The organism is Pantoea sp. E956-1, assembly GCF_982223955.1.
In genome coordinates this window covers 122388-139856 of sequence record NZ_CEUYZP010000001.1, presented here as the reverse complement: position 1 = coordinate 139856, position 17469 = coordinate 122388, and the positions used below count along the sequence as shown (strand labels likewise).

17 protein-coding genes, 1 other RNA gene and 1 other annotated feature are annotated in these 17469 nt (G+C 54.2%); of the genes, 4 read left to right on the top strand and 14 right to left on the bottom strand.

Annotation, left to right across the window (positions count from 1 at the left end; translation table 11 throughout):
• The first annotated feature begins 160 nt into the window (after positions 1-160).
• Together ydiK and rprA are read left to right on the top strand one after the other, a co-directional pair.
• Entirely contained in the window at positions 161-1279 is a 1119-nt protein-coding gene (gene ydiK / locus AC0T7J_RS00680; RefSeq protein WP_473791446.1) for an AI-2E family transporter YdiK, read from the top strand.
• Between the two features lie 292 nt (positions 1280-1571).
• Positions 1572-1679, top strand: an RNA gene (gene rprA / locus AC0T7J_RS00675) — antisense sRNA RprA.
• A gap of 67 nt (positions 1680-1746) precedes the next feature.
• Here rprA and ppsA read toward each other — a convergent pair.
• Positions 1747-4131 (bottom strand): phosphoenolpyruvate synthase, encoded by a 2385-nt coding sequence (gene ppsA, locus AC0T7J_RS00670; protein ID WP_473791445.1) that lies wholly within the window; start codon positions 4129-4131, stop codon positions 1747-1749.
• Positions 4132-4568: 437 nt separating this feature from the next.
• Here ppsA and ppsR point away from each other — a divergent pair, with 437 nt between their 5' ends.
• Positions 4569-5396, top strand: a complete 828-nt coding sequence (gene ppsR, locus AC0T7J_RS00665; protein ID WP_473791444.1) for a posphoenolpyruvate synthetase regulatory kinase/phosphorylase PpsR — start codon at positions 4569-4571, stop codon at positions 5394-5396.
• Positions 5397-5548: 152 nt separating this feature from the next.
• A complete protein-coding gene (locus tag AC0T7J_RS00660; RefSeq protein WP_473791442.1) occupies positions 5549-6595 on the top strand; it encodes a 3-deoxy-7-phosphoheptulonate synthase in 1047 nt (348 codons plus the stop codon).
• Between the two features lie 7 nt (positions 6596-6602).
• Here AC0T7J_RS00660 and AC0T7J_RS00655 read toward each other — a convergent pair whose 3' ends face one another.
• The 13 genes from AC0T7J_RS00655 to infC all read right to left on the bottom strand — a co-directional run bounded on the left by AC0T7J_RS00655 (position 6603) and on the right by infC (position 17469).
• Entirely contained in the window at positions 6603-8054 is a 1452-nt protein-coding gene (locus tag AC0T7J_RS00655; protein WP_473791440.1) for a protein adenylyltransferase SelO, read from the bottom strand.
• Between the two features lie 80 nt (positions 8055-8134).
• Positions 8135-8881: an EAL domain-containing protein gene (locus tag AC0T7J_RS00650; protein ID WP_473791439.1), complete on the bottom strand. Its 747-nt coding sequence runs from the start codon at positions 8879-8881 to the stop codon at positions 8135-8137.
• Positions 8882-9176: 295 nt separating this feature from the next.
• Complete coding sequence (locus AC0T7J_RS00645; RefSeq protein ID WP_473791437.1) at positions 9177-9635, bottom strand: C40 family peptidase; 459 nt, start codon at positions 9633-9635, stop codon at positions 9177-9179.
• Between the two features lie 68 nt (positions 9636-9703).
• Positions 9704-10453, bottom strand: a complete 750-nt coding sequence (btuD, locus tag AC0T7J_RS00640) for a vitamin B12 ABC transporter ATP-binding protein BtuD (RefSeq protein WP_473791435.1) — start codon at positions 10451-10453, stop codon at positions 9704-9706.
• Positions 10454-10999, bottom strand: a complete 546-nt coding sequence (locus AC0T7J_RS00635) for a glutathione peroxidase (RefSeq protein ID WP_473791433.1) — start codon at positions 10997-10999, stop codon at positions 10454-10456.
• 50 nt (positions 11000-11049) lie between these two features.
• The gene (gene btuC, locus AC0T7J_RS00630) at positions 11050-12033 is read right to left on the bottom strand and encodes a vitamin B12 ABC transporter permease BtuC (RefSeq protein ID WP_473791431.1); all 984 of its coding nucleotides are present in this window, start codon (positions 12031-12033) and stop codon (positions 11050-11052) included.
• A gap of 179 nt (positions 12034-12212) precedes the next feature.
• The gene (ihfA, locus tag AC0T7J_RS00625; RefSeq protein ID WP_003853259.1) at positions 12213-12515 is read right to left on the bottom strand and encodes an integration host factor subunit alpha; all 303 of its coding nucleotides are present in this window, start codon (positions 12513-12515) and stop codon (positions 12213-12215) included.
• A 4-nt stretch (positions 12516-12519) separates the two neighbouring features.
• Positions 12520-14907 carry a phenylalanine--tRNA ligase subunit beta gene (pheT, locus tag AC0T7J_RS00620; protein ID WP_473791429.1) on the bottom strand — a complete coding sequence of 796 codons (2388 nt, stop codon included), beginning with the start codon at positions 14905-14907 and terminating at the stop codon, positions 12520-12522.
• Positions 14908-14921: 14 nt separating this feature from the next.
• Positions 14922-15905, bottom strand: coding sequence for a phenylalanine--tRNA ligase subunit alpha (gene pheS / locus AC0T7J_RS00615; RefSeq protein ID WP_090961585.1), 984 nt, complete (start codon positions 15903-15905; stop codon positions 14922-14924).
• Positions 15906-15976: 71 nt separating this feature from the next.
• Positions 15977-16102: a sequence feature (Phe leader region), on the bottom strand.
• Positions 16053-16097 carry a pheST operon leader peptide PheM gene (gene pheM / locus AC0T7J_RS00610; RefSeq protein WP_106120997.1) on the bottom strand — a complete coding sequence of 15 codons (45 nt, stop codon included), beginning with the start codon at positions 16095-16097 and terminating at the stop codon, positions 16053-16055. Its footprint overlaps the feature before it by 45 nt.
• A 117-nt stretch (positions 16103-16219) precedes the next feature.
• On the bottom strand, positions 16220-16576 hold the full coding sequence (gene rplT, locus AC0T7J_RS00605; RefSeq protein ID WP_003853267.1) for a 50S ribosomal protein L20: 357 nt from the start codon (positions 16574-16576) through the stop codon (positions 16220-16222).
• A 44-nt stretch (positions 16577-16620) separates the two neighbouring features.
• Positions 16621-16818 carry a 50S ribosomal protein L35 gene (gene rpmI / locus AC0T7J_RS00600; protein ID WP_010245683.1) on the bottom strand — a complete coding sequence of 66 codons (198 nt, stop codon included), beginning with the start codon at positions 16816-16818 and terminating at the stop codon, positions 16621-16623.
• A gap of 99 nt (positions 16819-16917) precedes the next feature.
• Positions 16918-17469, bottom strand: coding sequence for a translation initiation factor IF-3 (gene infC, locus AC0T7J_RS00595; protein WP_029519030.1), 552 nt, complete (start codon positions 17467-17469; stop codon positions 16918-16920).

Here is a 17469-nt window from a genome sequence, read left to right as displayed (position 1 = left end):
AGCGATTTCTCGTTTTATCATATTTTTCCTGCGACTGCCCTTTTTTCAGAAAAGGCAAAACCTTTCTCCGCAACACTGTTTAATCCTCAGCAAATAGAACATGATAAAAACGGGCATCCGAATGCCCGAAAATGAAGGATTAAGACGAGGTTATGAGTCAATGATGAAAAGTCAGTACCGGGATATGGATTTACCGCAAATACTCTTCACCCTGATGTTTATTCTGCTGCTGATTGTCGCCTGTTTATGGGTCGTACAGCCGTTTATTCTGGGCTTTGCCTGGGCCAGCATGGTAGTGATTGCCACCTGGCCATTGATGCTGAAATTCCAGCGACTGTTATGGGGACGTCGTTCCCTGGCGGTAATTGTGATGACACTGCTGCTGCTGCTGCTGTTTATTATCCCTATCGCCCTGCTGGTCAGCAGCCTGATTGATAACAGCGCACCGGTGATTGCCTGGGTTACCCAGGGGCATATGATGCCGCGACTGCTATGGCTTAACGATGTACCAATGGTCGGCAAAAAGCTTTATGTCAGTTATGACACGCTGGTGGCGAGCGGCGGTGCTGGCGTTATGGCCAAAATACAGCCTTACATCGGCCGTACAACCGGCTTTTTTGTCGCTCAGGCCGGTCATTTCGGGCGCTTTATGATCCATCTGGGGGTGATGTTACTGTTCAGCGTGCTGCTCTACTGGCGTGGCGAACAGGCTGCTCAGGGTATTCGTCACTTTGCTTTCCGCATGGCGGGACGACGCGGCGATGCCGCCGTGCTACTGGCGGCACAGTCCATTCGTGCCGTGGCGCTTGGCGTGGTGGTGACGGCCCTTGTACAGGGCGTGCTGGGCGGTATCGGTCTGGCGATTTCCGGCATTCCCTATGCCACGCTGTTAACGGTGCTGATGATCCTCTGCTGTCTGGTTCAGCTCGGCCCGCTACTGGTACTGGTTCCCGCCATTATCTATCTCTACTGGAGCGGCGATACCACCTGGGGAACCGTCCTGCTGGTCTGGAGTTGTGTGGTCGGTACGATGGATAACGTCCTGCGCCCGATGTTAATCCGTATGGGCGCTGATCTGCCGATGATCCTGATCCTCTCTGGGGTAATTGGCGGACTTTTCGCGTTCGGCATGATTGGTCTGTTTATCGGTCCGGTGGTTCTGGCAGTCTCCTACCGTCTGGTTTCCGTCTGGGTTCATGAAGCGCCTGCCCCGGATAATGACCCGCTGGCCATGGCTGATGCCCTGTCGGATCACGATGATACCCCGCCTGCTGTATGACGCAGTGCAATAACATGCGGCGCGGATACGCGCTGTAAGTATTGATTAGTGCGGTTAATGATGATTAACCGCACCCCTTCTCATCAATCAGATAAATTCTGTTTTTCATTAGCGATTTTTAAGAAAAAAGCCACCTTTGGCCTGAAAGTGACCTTTTCGGGCTAAAAAAGATTACTTTCTGCACTGTTTATTAAGCCAAATGGCGTAGTAAAGGTCACAAAAGATTATCGGCTTTAAACTAATAAGAGGATTCTTAAAGACGCCAGCCAGCCGTATGAATAACATGTTTCCTATGTTCGAAATCAACCTGATGATTTTCAGACAATCTCATTCCCCTGAGTAGAGTAAAGAATTGCTGTGTGTAGTCTTTGCCCATCCCCTGTGATGGGCTTTTTTTTTGCCTGATTCTCAAGAGATATAAAGAAAAAAGGCCCGCAATGCGGGCCCTGAAGGTTGATACACCCGTATCAGGCTGTTTTATTTAACTGCGCCAGACTGACCCAGGTCTCCACAACAGTGTCCGGGTTGAGTGACAGACTGTCGATGCCCTCTTCCATCAGCCATGCGGCAAAATCCTGATGGTCTGACGGGCCTTGCCCACAGATTCCGACATATTTCCCTTGCTGCTTCGCAGCCCTGATTGCCATTGAAAGCAGTATCTTCACGGCCTCGTTACGCTCGTCAAACAGTGCAGAAACGACGCCAGAGTCGCGATCCAGCCCCAGCGTCAACTGAGTCATATCGTTTGAACCAATTGAGAAGCCATCGAAGTGCTCCAGGAACTGATCCGCCAGCAGGGCATTGGAGGGAATTTCACACATCATAATAATCTTCAGCCCATTCTCGCCGCGCTTCAGTCCCTGACGCCCCAGTTCTTCCACCACGGCCTTCGCCTGCTCAACGGTGCGTACAAACGGAACCATAATCTCAACGTTCGTCAGGCCCATCTCGTTGCGAACACGTTTCACTGCTTCGCACTCCAGCGCAAAGCAGTCCCGGAAGCTGTCAGCGACATAGCGGCCCGCACCCCGGAATCCCAGCATCGGGTTTTCCTCTTCCGGCTCGTAGCGTTCACCACCCACCAGGTTGGCATATTCATTGGTTTTAAAGTCAGAAAGTCGGACAATTACGCGTTTCGGCGCAAAAGCCGCGCCAAGCGTGGCAATTCCTTCAGTCAGGCGAGCGATGTAAAACTCCACCGGATCATCAAATCCTTTCATCATTTTACGGATCTGCTGCTGCAGCTCCGGCGTCTGTTGATCAAACTCCAGCAGCGCTTTAGGGTGAACGCCGATCATGCGGTTAATGATAAATTCCAGCCGCGCCAGCCCGACCCCTTCGTTAGGCAGACAGGCGAAATCAAAGGCACGATCGGGGTTGCCCACGTTCATCATGATCTTCAGCGGCAGTTCAGGTAGCGAATCGACCTGCGAACTGGTGACGTCGAAGTCGAGCAGTTGATCATAGACGTAGCCGGTATCACCTTCGGCACATGAGACAGTGACGTTATGCCCCTCTTTCAGCCGGTCGGTGGCGTCGCCACAGCCCACCACTGCCGGAATGCCCAGCTCACGCGCGATGATCGCCGCATGACAGGTTCGTCCGCCACGATTAGTCACGATCGCTGATGCCTTCTTCATGATCGGTTCCCAGTCCGGGTCGGTCATGTCGGTCACCAGCACATCGCCTTTTTCAATGCGGTTCATTTCGCTGATATCGTGGATGACCTTCACCACGCCTGCGCCAATACGATGGCCGATGGCACGACCTTCCACGACGACACTGCCCTGCCCCTGCAGCGTGTAACGCTCCATCACCTGACCATTTGAGCGTACAGTTTCAGGACGTGCCTGAACAATAAACAGCTTGCCGGTGTGCCCATCTTTGGCCCACTCAATATCCATCGGGCGCTGATAGTGCTGTTCAATCAGCACCGCCTGTTTCGCCAGCGCCTGCACTTCCTCATCGCTCAGGCAGAAACGGTCGCGTTCGGCCTCAGGCACATCTTCGATCCGCACCTGCTCGCCATGCGCCTGGGAATCGGCGTAGACCATGCGAACCTTTTTCGAGCCCATATTGCGGCGTACAATCGACGGACGATCAGCGGCCAGGGTTGGCTTGTGAACATAGAACTCATCCGGGTTAACGGCACCCTGCACCACCATTTCCCCCAGCCCCAGTGCGGCGGTGATAAAGACCACCTGATCAAAGCCGGACTCAGTATCAATAGTGAACATCACACCCGAGGCGGCCAGGTCTGAACGCACCATACGCTGTATTCCCGCAGAGAGCGCAACGCCACGATGGTCATAGCCCTGATGCACGCGGTAGGAAATAGCGCGATCATTAAACAGCGAGGCGAAGACATGCTTTACCGCCACCATGACGGCGTCGATGCCCTGTACATTCAGGAAGGTTTCCTGCTGGCCGGCAAAAGAGGCGTCAGGCATATCTTCTGCGGTTGCAGAGGAGCGCACGGCAAACGACGCGGCATCATCATCGGCAGAAAGCTGCTGATAAGCGTCCAGAATGGCGGACTCCAGCTCGGGCAGGAACGGTGTCTCCACGACCCACTGGCGAATCTGCTTACCCGCTTTTGCCAGCGCATCAACGTCATCAATATCGGTCTCATCCAGCAGCGCGTAAATACGCTGATTCAGCCCGCTTTGATCGAGGAACAGGTTAAAAGCATAGGATGTGGTCGCGAAACCATTGGGCACGGAAACGCCCAGCGACGACAGATTAGTAATCATTTCACCCAGAGAGGCATTTTTGCCTCCCACCCGGTCAACATCATGCATGCCAAGCTGGTTATACCAGAGCACGAGTGGCTGTTCGCCGTTACTGGACATTGAGCTTATCCTTTATCAATTATCAATGAATGGACACAGGGAGTAATCTGTCTTCAGCCTGGCATATCACCCCCCCGATAACGATCTGTTGAATCGTTAAAGCAGAATTTCAGCCACAGTTTCGGAATTGTGAGTGCATTATTTTGCTGTTGCGCAAAGTCGCCTTTTTTATCTAAATGATTGATGCGACAGGAAATGGGAGATTTTCAGCCACTTAAGCATTCTGTTTTGTTGCGCAACAACTGCGTGGCTATTGGCGGATTAACGACGGATTAAAACGAATTCTGGCTCATCGAACCCCCTTTTCATTTTTAGTATCGTGATGAAACGGCAGACAAATAATCCGGACAGACATTCCAGAAATTAAAATCAGAGATGATTTATTTAATCGCATGGCTCATGCTGACTGCTCACTCTTGTCTGAGGCTGATTTGATTATGACAACTGACAGAAGCGTTTTTTATATCTCCGACGGTACGGCCATTACGGCTGAAGTGCTGGGTCATGCGGTGCTGTCGCAGTTTCCGGTCAATATCACCAGTCTGACGCTGCCGTTTGTGGAAAACGTGCAGCGAGCGCTGGCGGTTAAAGCCCAGATTAACGCGCTCTATCAACGAAGCGGTGTCCGGCCGCTGGTCTTTTTCTCCATTGTCACGCCGGAAGTCCGCGACATCATCGTACAGAGTGACGGCTTTTGTCAGGATATCGTCCAGGCGCTGGTCGCCCCGCTTCAGCAGGAGCTGGGGCTATCGCCCGCGCCGGTGGCACACCGCACCCACGGACTGGATGCCAGTAACCTGGGTAAATATGATGCACGTATTGCGGCGATTGATTACGCACTGGCACATGATGACGGCATCTCGCTGCGCGGGCTGGAGGATGCGCAGGTGATTCTGTTAGGCGTCTCGCGCTGTGGCAAAACGCCCACCAGTCTCTATCTGGCGATGCAGTTTGGTATTCGCGCTGCTAACTACCCTTTTATTGCGGACGATATGGATAACCTCAAACTGCCGCCCGCGCTGCGTGCACATCAGAATAAACTGTTCGGGCTGACCATCGATCCGGAACGGCTGGCGGCGATACGTCAGGAGCGGGCGGTCAATACCCGTTACGCTTCGATGCGTCAGTGCCGGCTGGAAGTAGGTGAAGTGGAAGCGCTGTTTCGCACCCATCAGATCCGCTATCTCAACAGCACCAACTACTCGGTTGAAGAGATTGCCACCAAAATTCTCGATATCATGGGCCTGACGCGCCGCATGTACTGAGAGCCTACTCCGTGCGGCGTTGTAAAGCGGTGCTGCCGTCGCTTTTGATTTCATTATCAAATCCCGGGTTGAATTCGCAGACTAATGGTTTATTGTGACCACCATCACTTCCCGGTATTTCACCGCTGCGAAGAACCGTTTTCGAGAAACTCATGAACAAAACCGACGAACTGCGTACTGCCCGCATTGGTAGTCTGATTACTCCTGCCAGCCTGGCGGCTGAGCATCCTGTTTCCCCGGCGATTGCCGACAATGTCACTGCTGCCCGTAAACGCATTGCCCATATTCTGACGGGTGAAGATCCCCGCCTGCTGGTGGTGATTGGCCCCTGCTCACTGCACGACCCGAAAGCGGCACTCGAATACGCTGAACGACTGAACGCATTACGCCGCCGCTATGAAGATCGGCTGGAGATTGTGATGCGCGCCTACTTTGAAAAGCCGCGCACCGTCGTGGGCTGGAAAGGCTTAATCTCCGATCCCGATCTGGATGGGAGCTATGATGTGAACCGGGGCATCGGGATCGCCCGCCAGTTGCTCATTGATATTAATGCGCTGGGCCTGCCTACCGCCACGGAATTCCTGGATATGGTGATCGGCCAGTTTATTGCCGATCTGATTAGCTGGGGCGCAATTGGCGCACGCACCACCGAAAGCCAGATACACCGTGAAATGGCATCGGCCCTCTCCTGCCCGGTCGGCTTTAAAAACGGCACCGATGGTAACGTACAGATTGCCGTGGATGCGATTCGCGCCGCGCGCGCCAGCCACATGTTCCTTTCGCCGGATAAGCTGGGTCAGATGACTATCTATCAGACCAGCGGCAATCCGCATGGTCATGTGATCCTGCGTGGCGGTAAACAGCCTAACTATCATGCCAGTGATGTCGCCGCCGCGGCCGAAAGTTTGTCGGCGTTTAATCTGCCACAGCAGCTGGTGATCGACTTCAGTCACGGTAACTGCCTGAAGCAGCATCGTCGTCAGATGGATGTCGCGGCAGAGGTGGCAGAACAGATTAAAGCGGGATCGCGAGCCGTTGCCGGTGTGATGATTGAGAGCTTCCTGGAAGAAGGCAATCAGAAAGTCGTCAGCGGCGAACCGCTGGTCTATGGCAAGTCGATTACCGATCCGTGCCTCGGCTGGCAGGAGAGCGAACAGGTGCTCGCCCTGCTGGCCGAGGCGGTTTCTCACCGCCTCTGAATCTGAATTAACTGGAGCAGCTCACCTCCAGAGTTTTGCCCCAGTCTGGCGGCCGCTGACGATATTCAGCGGCTGTCTGATCGCTAAAAGGTTGCTGTAACGCCTGATGCAGACGTGCCAGCGCTCCCTGCTCTCCCCGCTCCGCCTCTTCAATGGCCTGCTGCGCCAGATAATTGCGCAAAATCACCGCCGGATTGGATGCCTTCATCACGGCCTGGCGTTCTGCATCGCTGACCTGCTCGTCCATCAGACGGTTGCGATAGCGCTGATACCAGCTATCAAACGCCTCACGATCGATAAACTCATCCCGCAGCGGTGAACGGCTTTCAGCCTGCTGCGTCTCACTGAGCAGGCGGAACGTCAGGGTGTAATCGCTATGCTCCTGCGTCATCAGGGCCAGCAGATCGGTCAGAATCTCATTATCGCTGCTCTGCTGCGTCAGCAGACCGAGTTTCGCCCGCATCCGTTCGCCCCAGACCCGCATCAGTTCAGGTTCATAGGCGCTCAGCGCCGTCCGCAACTGCTCGGTGGTCAGCAGACCCGATAGCGCATGTGCCAGTCGGTTAAGATTCCACATGCCAATCATTGGCTGATTTTCAAAGCTGTAGCGCCCCTGATAGTCGCTGTGATTGCAGATGAAGTCGGGCTGATAATCATCCAGAAAACCAAAGGGGCCATAGTCGATGGTCAGGCCCAGAATCGACATGTTGTCGGTGTTCATTACCCCATGAGCAAAGCCCACGCTCTGCCACAGCGCAATCAGACGCGCAGTGCGTAACACAATGTCGGTAAACCACTGTTGATAGCGATCTGCTTCAGCGTCCAGATGCGGCCAGTGATGGCGAATGGCGTAGTCGGCCAGCTGCTGCACTTTCTCCTGCTGCTGGCTGTAAAAGAAATGCTCGAAATGACCGAAACGCAGATGACTCGGTGAAATGCGCATCAGCATCGCGCCTCGCTCAGTCGTTTCCCGATAGACCGGCTCATCGCCTATCGACAGGGTCAGCGCGCGCGTGGTGGGGATGCCCAGATGGTGCAGCGCTTCCGAGGCGAGAAATTCCCGCACGCTGGAACGGATCACGGCACGGCCATCGCCCATGCGCGAATAGGGCGTCAGGCCTGCGCCCTTGAGATGCCAGTCAAGTTTACTGCCATCGTCAAGACGCTGCTCACCCAGCAGAATGCCGCGCCCGTCGCCCAACTGGCCCGCCCAGACGCCAAACTGATGACCGCTGTAGACCTGCGCCAGCGGCTGCATGCCAGGCAGCAGTGCTGCACCGTGCCAGACGGCATGACCCTTATCGGCAAAGAGCGCACTATCCAGCCCCATTGAATATGCAAGCGGTGCGTTATGATACAGCAGGCGTCCGCCTGCCAGCGGCGTGGGGTTTAACGCGGTGTAGCACCCGGTAAGCTCACGGAACCAGGTGTTGTCAAAAGAGGCCTTACCTGAGGACATTGTTTCTCCCATGCGCTGCTCAGCGATACGTAGGTTAAAACCTCTAGTGTAACGCTGATAGCGGGGATTAACAGGTTGTATCAGCCAGGATGCTGAGAAGAGGGTACGCGATCATCGGCGCAGAGCAGCGAACGCAGTGCATCAGATTTTACCACCGGGAAGAGCGCTCCCTGAAAGTCGGCACCGCTTAGCTGGCTGACTTTATCGAACAACACCTCGTCATCAATGCCACAAATAATGAGCTGATCACAATGGGCGCGGAAATTATCAATAATGCTCTGTATAAACGGCACGAATGACGCGCGTTTTGCCAGCGAATGAATAAACTCTTTTTCCAGGCAGATGCAGCTGAATAAATTATCGTACACCGCATTAGAGGGTGTCTTACCCGCGCCAAAATGTGAAAGCGCTAAATTAAATTCATCATGCAGGCTTGCCAGCAGGGAATTATTTTTGCCCATTTTCAGCTGCGGAAACGTTTCAGTGATATTCAACAGGATGAATGGTAACTGCTTTATTTTACGCATGACTAATTCACTGGCCAGCAGCGTCCGGGCCATGCCTTCATCAATGCGGATAAATGCTGACACCGAATGCGTTTCGAATAGCGCGCGATTCTGCTCCAGCAATCCAATCTGACTTTGCAGCAGGCGCAGCTGTTGCGACTCATCGAGCTGCGGCAGTAACATATCCTGTGGCAGAGTGATGGGGGCACTTTCATGCACAAACTGCGTTACCAGCTCGACAGCGGTCAACCGTCCATGAACATCACAGACAGGATAAAACCAGATTTCCGACTGATAGTCGGCCGAGAGATGAATTTTCATTTTAATGCCAGAATATGCGGCGATGGTGATATCGTATAGTAATGGTCAGGCGCAGGCAATAGTGCCAAATCATTGAAGAGACGAACTTCTTTACCCTTCCATCGCCGTTTGACAACAGGCAATGACGCTTAAGCCAAATAGTCGCAATAAAACACCGGTTATTAGTGGAATTAAATAAGCGCTTATTATGCTTATTAAACCCCGCGTTCAATAAGTGTCATTTAAAATAAACCTTTTACTCTCTGTTTAGGCTCTATTTAAAATTGGACTTAAGTCTGACTTAGCGATCCTGCATTTAAATCCGACGCGCCTGCCAGAACACTTTTCGCCAGTAAACATTATCCAGAGAAGAACGGATCACGCCCTGGCTGGTTGAGGCGTGGATAAAGGCGTTATCGGTGTCATAAATACCCACATGCAGGCCATTCTCCCCGCGACCGGTTTTGAAGAAGACCAGATCGCCAGGCAGCAGTTCGTCTTTGCTGATTCGGGTGCCGATATCGCTTTGTGCTGAGGTGGTGCGCGGCAGTTGCAGTGCAAATTTGTCGCGGAAGGTGAGATAGACAAAGCCAGAGCAGTCAACCCCATTACGGCTCATGCCGCCGTAACGATAAGGCGTACCACGCCAGTGACCGAGCTGATCGTTCAGTTCCGCAATCACGGTGATCGAATCGGAAAGACGGCCATTAACCGGCGGAGCGTGATGACTGCATCCCGTCAGCAGCAGAACTAAAATCAGCAAACCCAGGCGCATCGCCAAATGTCCTTATCAGAAGTTGCAACCGGCTTACTGTAGCGGTAAAGCCCGCCGGGTAGCAAGTGTCAGGGCAATACGGTCAGCAGCGTGCGTCCTTCAAGTTCAAGCTGTCGGAAAGCAATCTGGTAGAGCGGTGTCAGGCGCTGCGGCGTCAGAACCTCTGTCGGTTCACCCTGCGCGATCAGTTCTCCCTGATCCATTAGCCAGACCCGATCGGCCTGTTGCAGGCTGTGGTTGAGGTCGTGACTGCTGGCGATAACGCTGATGCCCGCCGCGCACAGCTCTGCAATCAAATCGTCCACCGCTTTTTGCTGGGCGATATCCAGCGCGGTCATGGGTTCATCAAGGATCAGCAGCCGCCCGTGTGGATTGATGTGGGGATCAATCTGCACACAGACCGCCGCCAGCCTGACGCGCTGCCATTCACCACCGGAGAGCCGGGTCAGTGAACGCGATAACTTATCCTGCAGCTGAAGCTGTTGCAGCAGCGTGCTGAGGCGATCGTCTGTCTGCCCCTCCGCCTGTTTCAGATGCAGACGCAAATAGTGCCAGACCGGCATCTGGCTCAGCGGTGCCTGCTGCTGAGGCAGCCAGCCGCGAATCCGGGCTATCGCCGCGCCATTCCAGTCACTTAGCGGCTTTTCATCCAGCAGCACCGTGCCGGAGGCGGGTTGCAGCCCGGCAATCACACTGAGTAAGGTGCTTTTGCCTGCACCGTTAGGGCCTGCCACGTGCAATAGCTGACCGGCAGCAAGCTCACCGGTCAGTGGCAGCAGCCGTCCGGGAACGGCGGCCTGTTGCAGGCGCAACAACATCTATTTTGCCAGCGCCTGCTTAATGGTTTCCAGAATGATAGGATCTTCTGGCGTCATATCCGGTGCGAAACGCTGGATCACGCTGCCGTCGCGGCCAATGAGAAATTTTTCGAAGTTCCACAGAATGTCGCCCTGCTCTTTCGGCGCACGTCCTTTACTTTCCATACGCTCATAAAAGCCGCTACCTTCCGGACGCACTGCGTCAGGCCGGGCTGCAATCAGCTGGGCATAGAGCGGATGACGCGCTGCGCCATTGACCTCGGTTTTTGCAAACATCGGGAACGTGACGCCATAGGTAGTACTGCAGAAGGTTTTAATCTCCTCACTGCTACCCGGCTCCTGCTCCAGGAACTGATTGCAGGGGAAACCGAGTACACTGAAGCCCTGATCCTGCCAGGCTTTCTGCAGGTTCTCCAGCTCTTCATATTGCGGCGTCAGACCACATTTCGAGGCAACGTTAACCACCAGCAGTACTCTGCCCTGCCATTGTGACAGCGTGGTTTTTTCCCCATCGAGCGTAACCAGTTCAGTTTGATAAATGTTCATGCTGTTTCCTGTTTTGGAGGCTGTTGTGGATGCAGATTAGCCAGCCGAAGCTAGCGCGATGATTTCACCAGTAAAAGAATAAACAGCGGCGCGCCCAGTGTCGCCGTCACAACGCCTATCGGCAATTCCGCCGATGTCAGCGCCAGACGTGCCACGATATCGGCTGCCAGTAACACACCCGCGCCAGCCAGCGCCGATGCCGGCAGCAGATAACGGTGATCGCTGATGCCGCTCATACGCAGCAGATGCGGGATCACCAGTCCGACAAAGCCAATGGCACCGGCCATCGCAACGCTGATGCCGACCAGCCAGCCCATGGCGAGCACCAGCAGGTTACGCCAGTAGAAGAGTGACAGCCCGAGCTGGCGGGCAGATGTCTCGCCCAGCGCCAGCAGATTAAGAATCGGCCCGGTCGCCCCCAGGGCCAGCATCACCGGCAGCAGCGCCAGCATCATCCAGCCATAGCGCCAGTCGATCCCGCTGAATCCTCCCATCATCCAGTACATCAACTGGCGCAGATCGAGGCTGGTGCTGAAGTAGACCGCCCAGGTCATGATGGCACTACAGATAATCCCCAGCGCCACGCCGGTAAGCAACAGCCGGGTGACCGAGAGTTGACGATGAGCAAAATGCAGCAGAATGAGCGTAATAATCAGCGCACCGGCCATCGCCGCCAGACCCAGGCTCCACAGCGAGCCGCTGCCCAGCAGCACACCGAGCACCAGGCCGATACCGGCACCGTTCGAGACGCCGAGCAGGCCGGGCTCCGCCAGCGGATTTGTAAACAGCGCCTGCATCACCACACCGCATACCGCCAGCGATGCCCCGACCAGCACCACCGCCAGACTGCGGGGCAGCCGCAACTGCCAGACAAAGAGTCTGCCGCTTTCCGTGAACCACTCTGAGGGCGCGATCCAGCTGTCACCGGCACACAGGCTGAGACAGAGCAGTGCAGAGAGCGTAAGTGCCAACACAATAAGCCATTTCTGGCCGCGCTGGTCGGCCTGGCGCGCGAGCTGGTCGAGCAGAGACATAAGCAGGATTAGCTGAGAAAACAGAGATTTGATTGTAGAGGGATTGCAGAAAAAAGAAAGGCAGATGAGACGGTTTGCATTTTGCTGTCAGGGAGATTAACGGGCGCGGGAAGCGGGATTTCTGCTTACTGAAACCATGAAAAAAGGCCGCTTGCGCGGCCTTTTTGAAACGCTGAAATTCAGTCAGTCTCTTTGGGTGTAGCGTTCTCTACGCGGCTTTTCAGCTTCTGTCCTGGGCGGAACGTTACTACGCGACGCGCAGTAATCGGAATATCTTCACCCGTTTTCGGGTTTCTGCCAGGACGCTGGTTTTTGTCACGCAGGTCAAAATTACCAAACCCAGACAGTTTTACCTGTTCTCCATTCTCCAAAGCGCGACGTACCTCTTCGAAAAACAGCTCTACTAACTCTTTGGCATCGCGTTTGCTCAGCCCGAGTTTCTCAAACAGGTACTCTGACATCTCAGCTTTTGTAAGCGCCATAGGTTCAATCCCTCAAGGTTGCCTGGAATCGCTCTTTTAATGCCGCAACGCATTTGCCAACGGTCGCGGCAATCTCCTCTTCTTCGAGTGTCCGGCTGGTATCCTGCAAAATCAGGCTGATTGCGAGGCTCTTGTAGCCCTCAGAAACGCCCTTACCGCGGTACACGTCAAACAAGTTTACGCCAACTACCTGATTTACGCCAACTTTCTTACACTCCGCGATGATATCTGCTGCAGGGACGTTTTCAGCCACCACAACGGCAATATCACGACGGTTCGCCGGGAAGCGAGAAATCTCGCGCGCGTCAGGCAGGACGCGGTCTGCGACCTTATTCCAAAGCAGTTCAAAGACTAAGGTGCGGCCATTGAGATCAAGCTTACGTTCCAGCTCAGGATGAACCACGCCGATAAATCCGATATGTTCATCATGCAAATAAATCGCCGCGCTCTGTCCTGGATGCAACGCCGGATTCGCTTCAGCACGGAAACGGATGTCATCCAGTTTGCCGGTTAAATCGAGCAGCGATTCTAAATCACCTTTCAAATCATAGAAGTCAACGGTCTGGCGCGCCAGATCCCAGTGCTCTTCAACGCGGTTACCGCTGATGACGCCAGCCAGCATAAGATCCTGACGGATGCCTAAATCTGCCTGGGTATCCGGCACAAAGCGTAAGCCGCTCTCAAACAGGCGCACGCGGCTCTGCTGACGGTTCTGGTTGTAGACTACCGCGCTGAGCAGGCCGGTCCAGAGTGAGAGACGCATGGTCGACATATCGCTGGAGATGGGGCTCGGCAGCAACAGCGCCTCTTCACCCGGGTGCAGCAGTTGCTGAATTTTCGGATCGACGAAGCTATAGGTAATCGCTTCCTGATAGCCCTTATCCACCAGCAGGTTTTTCGCGCGCTTCAGTGACAGATTCGCTTCGCGATGCTGAGTCATCACCAGACCCGCCTGAACCGGCACATCCGGAATGTTGTTGTAGCCGTAAATACGGGCCACTTCTTCGACCAGATCTTCTTCAATCGCCATATCGAAGCGCCAGCTCGGGGCGACGGCCTGCCACTGCCCTTCACCCACGGTCACTTCACAGCCGAGGCGCGTCAGAATGTCAGTCACCTGCTCATCCGCGATCACATGACCAATCAGACGGTCCAGCTTTTCACGACGCAGCGTAATGGTCGCCGGCACAGGCAGAGCCGTCTGATGGGTCTGATCGATGATCGGACCCGCTTCACCGCCGCAGATCGACAGCAGCAGCTGGGTAGCACGCTCCAGCGCGGTGTGTTGCAGCGCCGGATCAACACCACGCTCGTAGCGGTGTGACGCGTCGGTATGCAGACCATGACGACGGGCGCGGCCGGTAATAGAGAGCGGATCAAAGTAAGCGCACTCGAACAGGATGTTCTGCGTTTCGCCGTTCACGCCCGAATGTTCGCCACCAAAGATACCGGCCATCGCCAGCGCTTTCTGATGATCCGCGATCACTAAGGTATCACTCTGCAGGCTGGCTTCAGTGCCATCCAGCAGCGTCAGCTTTTCGCCCTCTTTCGCCATACGCACCACGATACCGCCGTCAATGCGGTCGAGATCGAAGGCATGCATCGGCTGCCCCAGTTCCAGCAGAACGTAGTTAGTGATATCCACCACCGGATCGATAGAGCGAATACCACAACGACGCAGCTTCTCTTTCATCCACAATGGCGTAGCAGCCGCGACGTTTATACCTTTTACTACACGGCCCAGATAGCGTGGACAGGCTTCTGTCGCGTCAACCTGAATCGGGAAAGTGTCATTCAGCGTCGCTGCGACCGGCTGCATCTCCGGCACGTTCAGTGGCAAACCGTTAAGTACCGCGACATCACGGGCGATACCGATCAGACCCAGACAATCAGCGCGGTTAGGCGTGACACTGATTTCGATGGTGTTGTCATCAAGCTGCAGGTACGTGCGAATGTCGGTGCCAATCGGCGCATCGGCTGGCAGTTCGATGATGCCGTTGTGGTCGTCGGAAATCCCCAGCTCAGAGAAAGAGCAGAGCATGCCTTCAGACGGCTCGCCACGCAGTTTAGCCGCTTTGATTTTGAAATCACCTGGCAGCACTGCGCCTACGGTGGCGACGGCGACTTTCAGTCCCTGACGGCAGTTCGGCGCGCCACAGACGATATCCAGCAGGCGATCGCCGCCCACATTGATTTTGGTCACACGCAGTTTGTCTGCATTCGGGTGCTGGGCGCACTCCACCACTTCCCCGACCACGACGCCGTGGAAGGCTCCGGCAACCGGATCAACGCCGTCGACTTCCAGACCGGCCATAGTGATTTGTTCAGACAGCGCAGCGCTGTCCAGGGCTGGATTTACCCATTCGCGTAACCAGAGTTCACTGAATTTCATTGGATATCCTGCCCTTACTTAAATTGTTTGAGGAAACGTAAATCATTTTCGAAGAAGGCGCGCAAATCGGTCACGCCGTAGCGCAACATCGTCAGACGCTCCATGCCCATACCAAAGGCGAAGCCGGAGTAGACTTCCGGATCGATGCCGACATTGCGCAGCACATTAGGGTGCACCATGCCGCAACCCAGCACTTCCAGCCACTTGCCGTTTTTGCCCATGACGTCTACTTCTGCGGATGGCTCAGTAAACGGAAAATAGGAAGGACGGAAACGAATCTGCAAATCTTCTTCGAAGAAGTTGTTCAGGAAATCGTGCAGCGTGCCTTTCAGGTTGGTAAAGCTGATGTTTTTATCCACAATCAGCCCTTCCATCTGATGGAACATCGGGGTATGGGTCTGATCGTAATCGTTACGGTAGACGCGGCCTGGCGCAATAATGCGAATCGGCGGCTGCTGAGCCTTCATGGTACGGATCTGCACACCTGAAGTCTGGGTACGCAGCAGGCGCGTGGCGTCGAACCAGAAAGTGTCGTGATCGGCACGGGCCGGGTGATGGGCAGGAATATTCAGCGCATCGAAGTTATGGTAATCATCTTCAATTTCTGGTCCGGTCATCACGGCAAAGCCTAACTCTCCAAAGAAAGTCTCAATGCGATCCATGGTGCGGGTTACCGGATGCAGGCCACCATTCTCAATGCGACGGCCCGGCAGTGAGACATCGATGGTCTCTTCCGCCAGACGGGCATTCAGCACCGCGGATTCCAGAGCATCCTTGCGTGCATTCAGGCGCTCGGTAACCTGCTGTTTCGCTTCGTTGATTACCGCACCCGCTGCCGGGCGCTCTTCAGCTGGCAGCTCGCGTAACGTAGTCATCTGCAGTGTCAGATGTCCTTTCTTACCCAGGTATTCGACGCGCACCGCGTCAAGGGCGGCGATATCCGTCGCCCCGTCGATGGCCGCCGTGGCGCTGGCCACCAGTTCTGCGAGTTGGGACATAGTTTCCTCTTTTTCCAGTCAGGCTGGTCAGTTCTCGTTGGGACCTGCCGGTCCAATATGCTAGCGCCAGAAACAAAAAAGCCTCCACGAGGGAGGCTTTTAGCGCGATTTTTCGTTTCTTTTCTTATGCGCAAAAGCCCCTGGATGTCAGGCGCTAAAGTAAAAAAAGAAACGGAAAATAGCAGCGTTCATGCTTGCGGTTACCTTGTCATGCGATACAGGGGGTCTATTGAAATGCTCAGCGACGAAAATGTCAATCTTTTGCGTGAGTTACAGGCAATAAAAAAGGGAGCAAGCTCCCTTTTCCATCTGACTTACGCCAGGGCTGATTTCGCTTTTTCGACCAGTGCAGAGAATGCCACTTTATCGAATACTGCGATGTCTGCCAGGATCTTACGGTCAATCTCAATGGCTGCTTTTTTCAGACCATTGATGAAACGGCTGTAAGACATGCCGTTCTGACGTGCCGCTGCGTTGATACGCGCGATCCACAGCTGACGGAACTGACGCTTACGCTGACGACGGTCACGGTAAGCATACTGACCAGCTTTGATAACAGCCTGGAAGGCAACGCGGTAAACACGTGAACGTGCACCGTAATAGCCTTTAGCTTGTTTTAAGATTTTTTTGTGACGTGCGCGAGCAACTACACCACGTTTTACACGAGCCATTTAGCTCTCCTGTTTAATATTCTGAATTAATGAAAAAAATTTACTTATGCGTACGGCAGGCAGGCAATTACCAGACCCAGATCGCCTTTAGACACCATGCCTTTCGGACGCAGGTGACGTTTACGCTTAGTAGATTTTTTAGTCAGAATATGACGCAGGTTTGCGTGTTTACGCTTGAAGCCGCCAGAAGCGGTCTTCCGGAAGCGCTTGGCCGCGCCACGTACAGTTTTAATCTTTGGCATTTTAAAAATATCCACTTCGCATTGTTAATAACATGACCCAGACAGGCGAACAGTTAACCGCACAGCGCGAACGCTGCGCGGTAAATGCTACTTGAAAGCCTACTGTTTCTTCTTAGGAGCGAGCACCATGATCATCTGGCGGCCTTCGATCTTCGAAGGGAAGGATTCGACAATGGCCAAATCCAGATCTTCACACAGGTCTTTACGGACGCGGTTAAGCACTTCCATACCGATCTGCTGGTGCGCCATCTCACGACCGCGGAAGCGGAGCGTGATTTTGGCTTTATCGCCTTCTTCCAGAAAGCGAATCAGGTTGCGTAGTTTGACCTGATAGTCGCCATCATCGGTTCCAGGACGGAATTTGATTTCCTTAACCTGAATAACTTTTTGCTTCTTCTTCTGTTCCTTAGAAGATTTGCTTTTTTCATAGAGGAACTTGCCGTAATCCATGATGCGGCAGACCGGCGGTTCGGCATTCGGGCTGATTTCGACTAAGTCGCCGCCCGCTTCCTCGGCTTTTTCCAAAGCTTCGCGTAATGTGACAATGCCAATCGGCTCGCCATCCATGCCTGTTAAGCGCACTTCAGTTGCGCGGATTTCACTGTTAATTTTGTTCGGACGCGTAGGTAGTACTCGTTTTCCGCCTTTAAT

Coding starts and splice junctions, on each gene's coding strand:
- AC0T7J_RS00660 (WP_473791442.1), top strand. CDS start 5,549: ATGAACAAAACCGACGAACTGCGTACTGCCCGCATTGGTAGTCTGATT.
- rplT (WP_003853267.1), bottom strand. CDS start 16,576: ATGGCTCGTGTAAAACGTGGTGTAGTTGCTCGCGCACGTCACAAAAAA.
- AC0T7J_RS00650 (WP_473791439.1), bottom strand. CDS start 8,881: ATGAAAATTCATCTCTCGGCCGACTATCAGTCGGAAATCTGGTTTTAT.
- AC0T7J_RS00635 (WP_473791433.1), bottom strand. CDS start 10,999: ATGAACATTTATCAAACTGAACTGGTTACGCTCGATGGGGAAAAAACC.
- ihfA (WP_003853259.1), bottom strand. CDS start 12,515: ATGGCGCTTACAAAAGCTGAGATGTCAGAGTACCTGTTTGAGAAACTC.
- AC0T7J_RS00655 (WP_473791440.1), bottom strand. CDS start 8,054: ATGTCCTCAGGTAAGGCCTCTTTTGACAACACCTGGTTCCGTGAGCTT.
- ppsA (WP_473791445.1), bottom strand. CDS start 4,131: ATGTCCAGTAACGGCGAACAGCCACTCGTGCTCTGGTATAACCAGCTT.
- ppsR (WP_473791444.1), top strand. CDS start 4,569: ATGACAACTGACAGAAGCGTTTTTTATATCTCCGACGGTACGGCCATT.
- btuD (WP_473791435.1), bottom strand. CDS start 10,453: ATGTTGTTGCGCCTGCAACAGGCCGCCGTTCCCGGACGGCTGCTGCCA.
- btuC (WP_473791431.1), bottom strand. CDS start 12,033: ATGTCTCTGCTCGACCAGCTCGCGCGCCAGGCCGACCAGCGCGGCCAG.
- AC0T7J_RS00645 (WP_473791437.1), bottom strand. CDS start 9,635: ATGCGCCTGGGTTTGCTGATTTTAGTTCTGCTGCTGACGGGATGCAGT.
- rpmI (WP_010245683.1), bottom strand. CDS start 16,818: ATGCCAAAGATTAAAACTGTACGTGGCGCGGCCAAGCGCTTCCGGAAG.
- pheT (WP_473791429.1), bottom strand. CDS start 14,907: ATGAAATTCAGTGAACTCTGGTTACGCGAATGGGTAAATCCAGCCCTG.
- ydiK (WP_473791446.1), top strand. CDS start 161: ATGATGAAAAGTCAGTACCGGGATATGGATTTACCGCAAATACTCTTC.
- pheS (WP_090961585.1), bottom strand. CDS start 15,905: ATGTCCCAACTCGCAGAACTGGTGGCCAGCGCCACGGCGGCCATCGAC.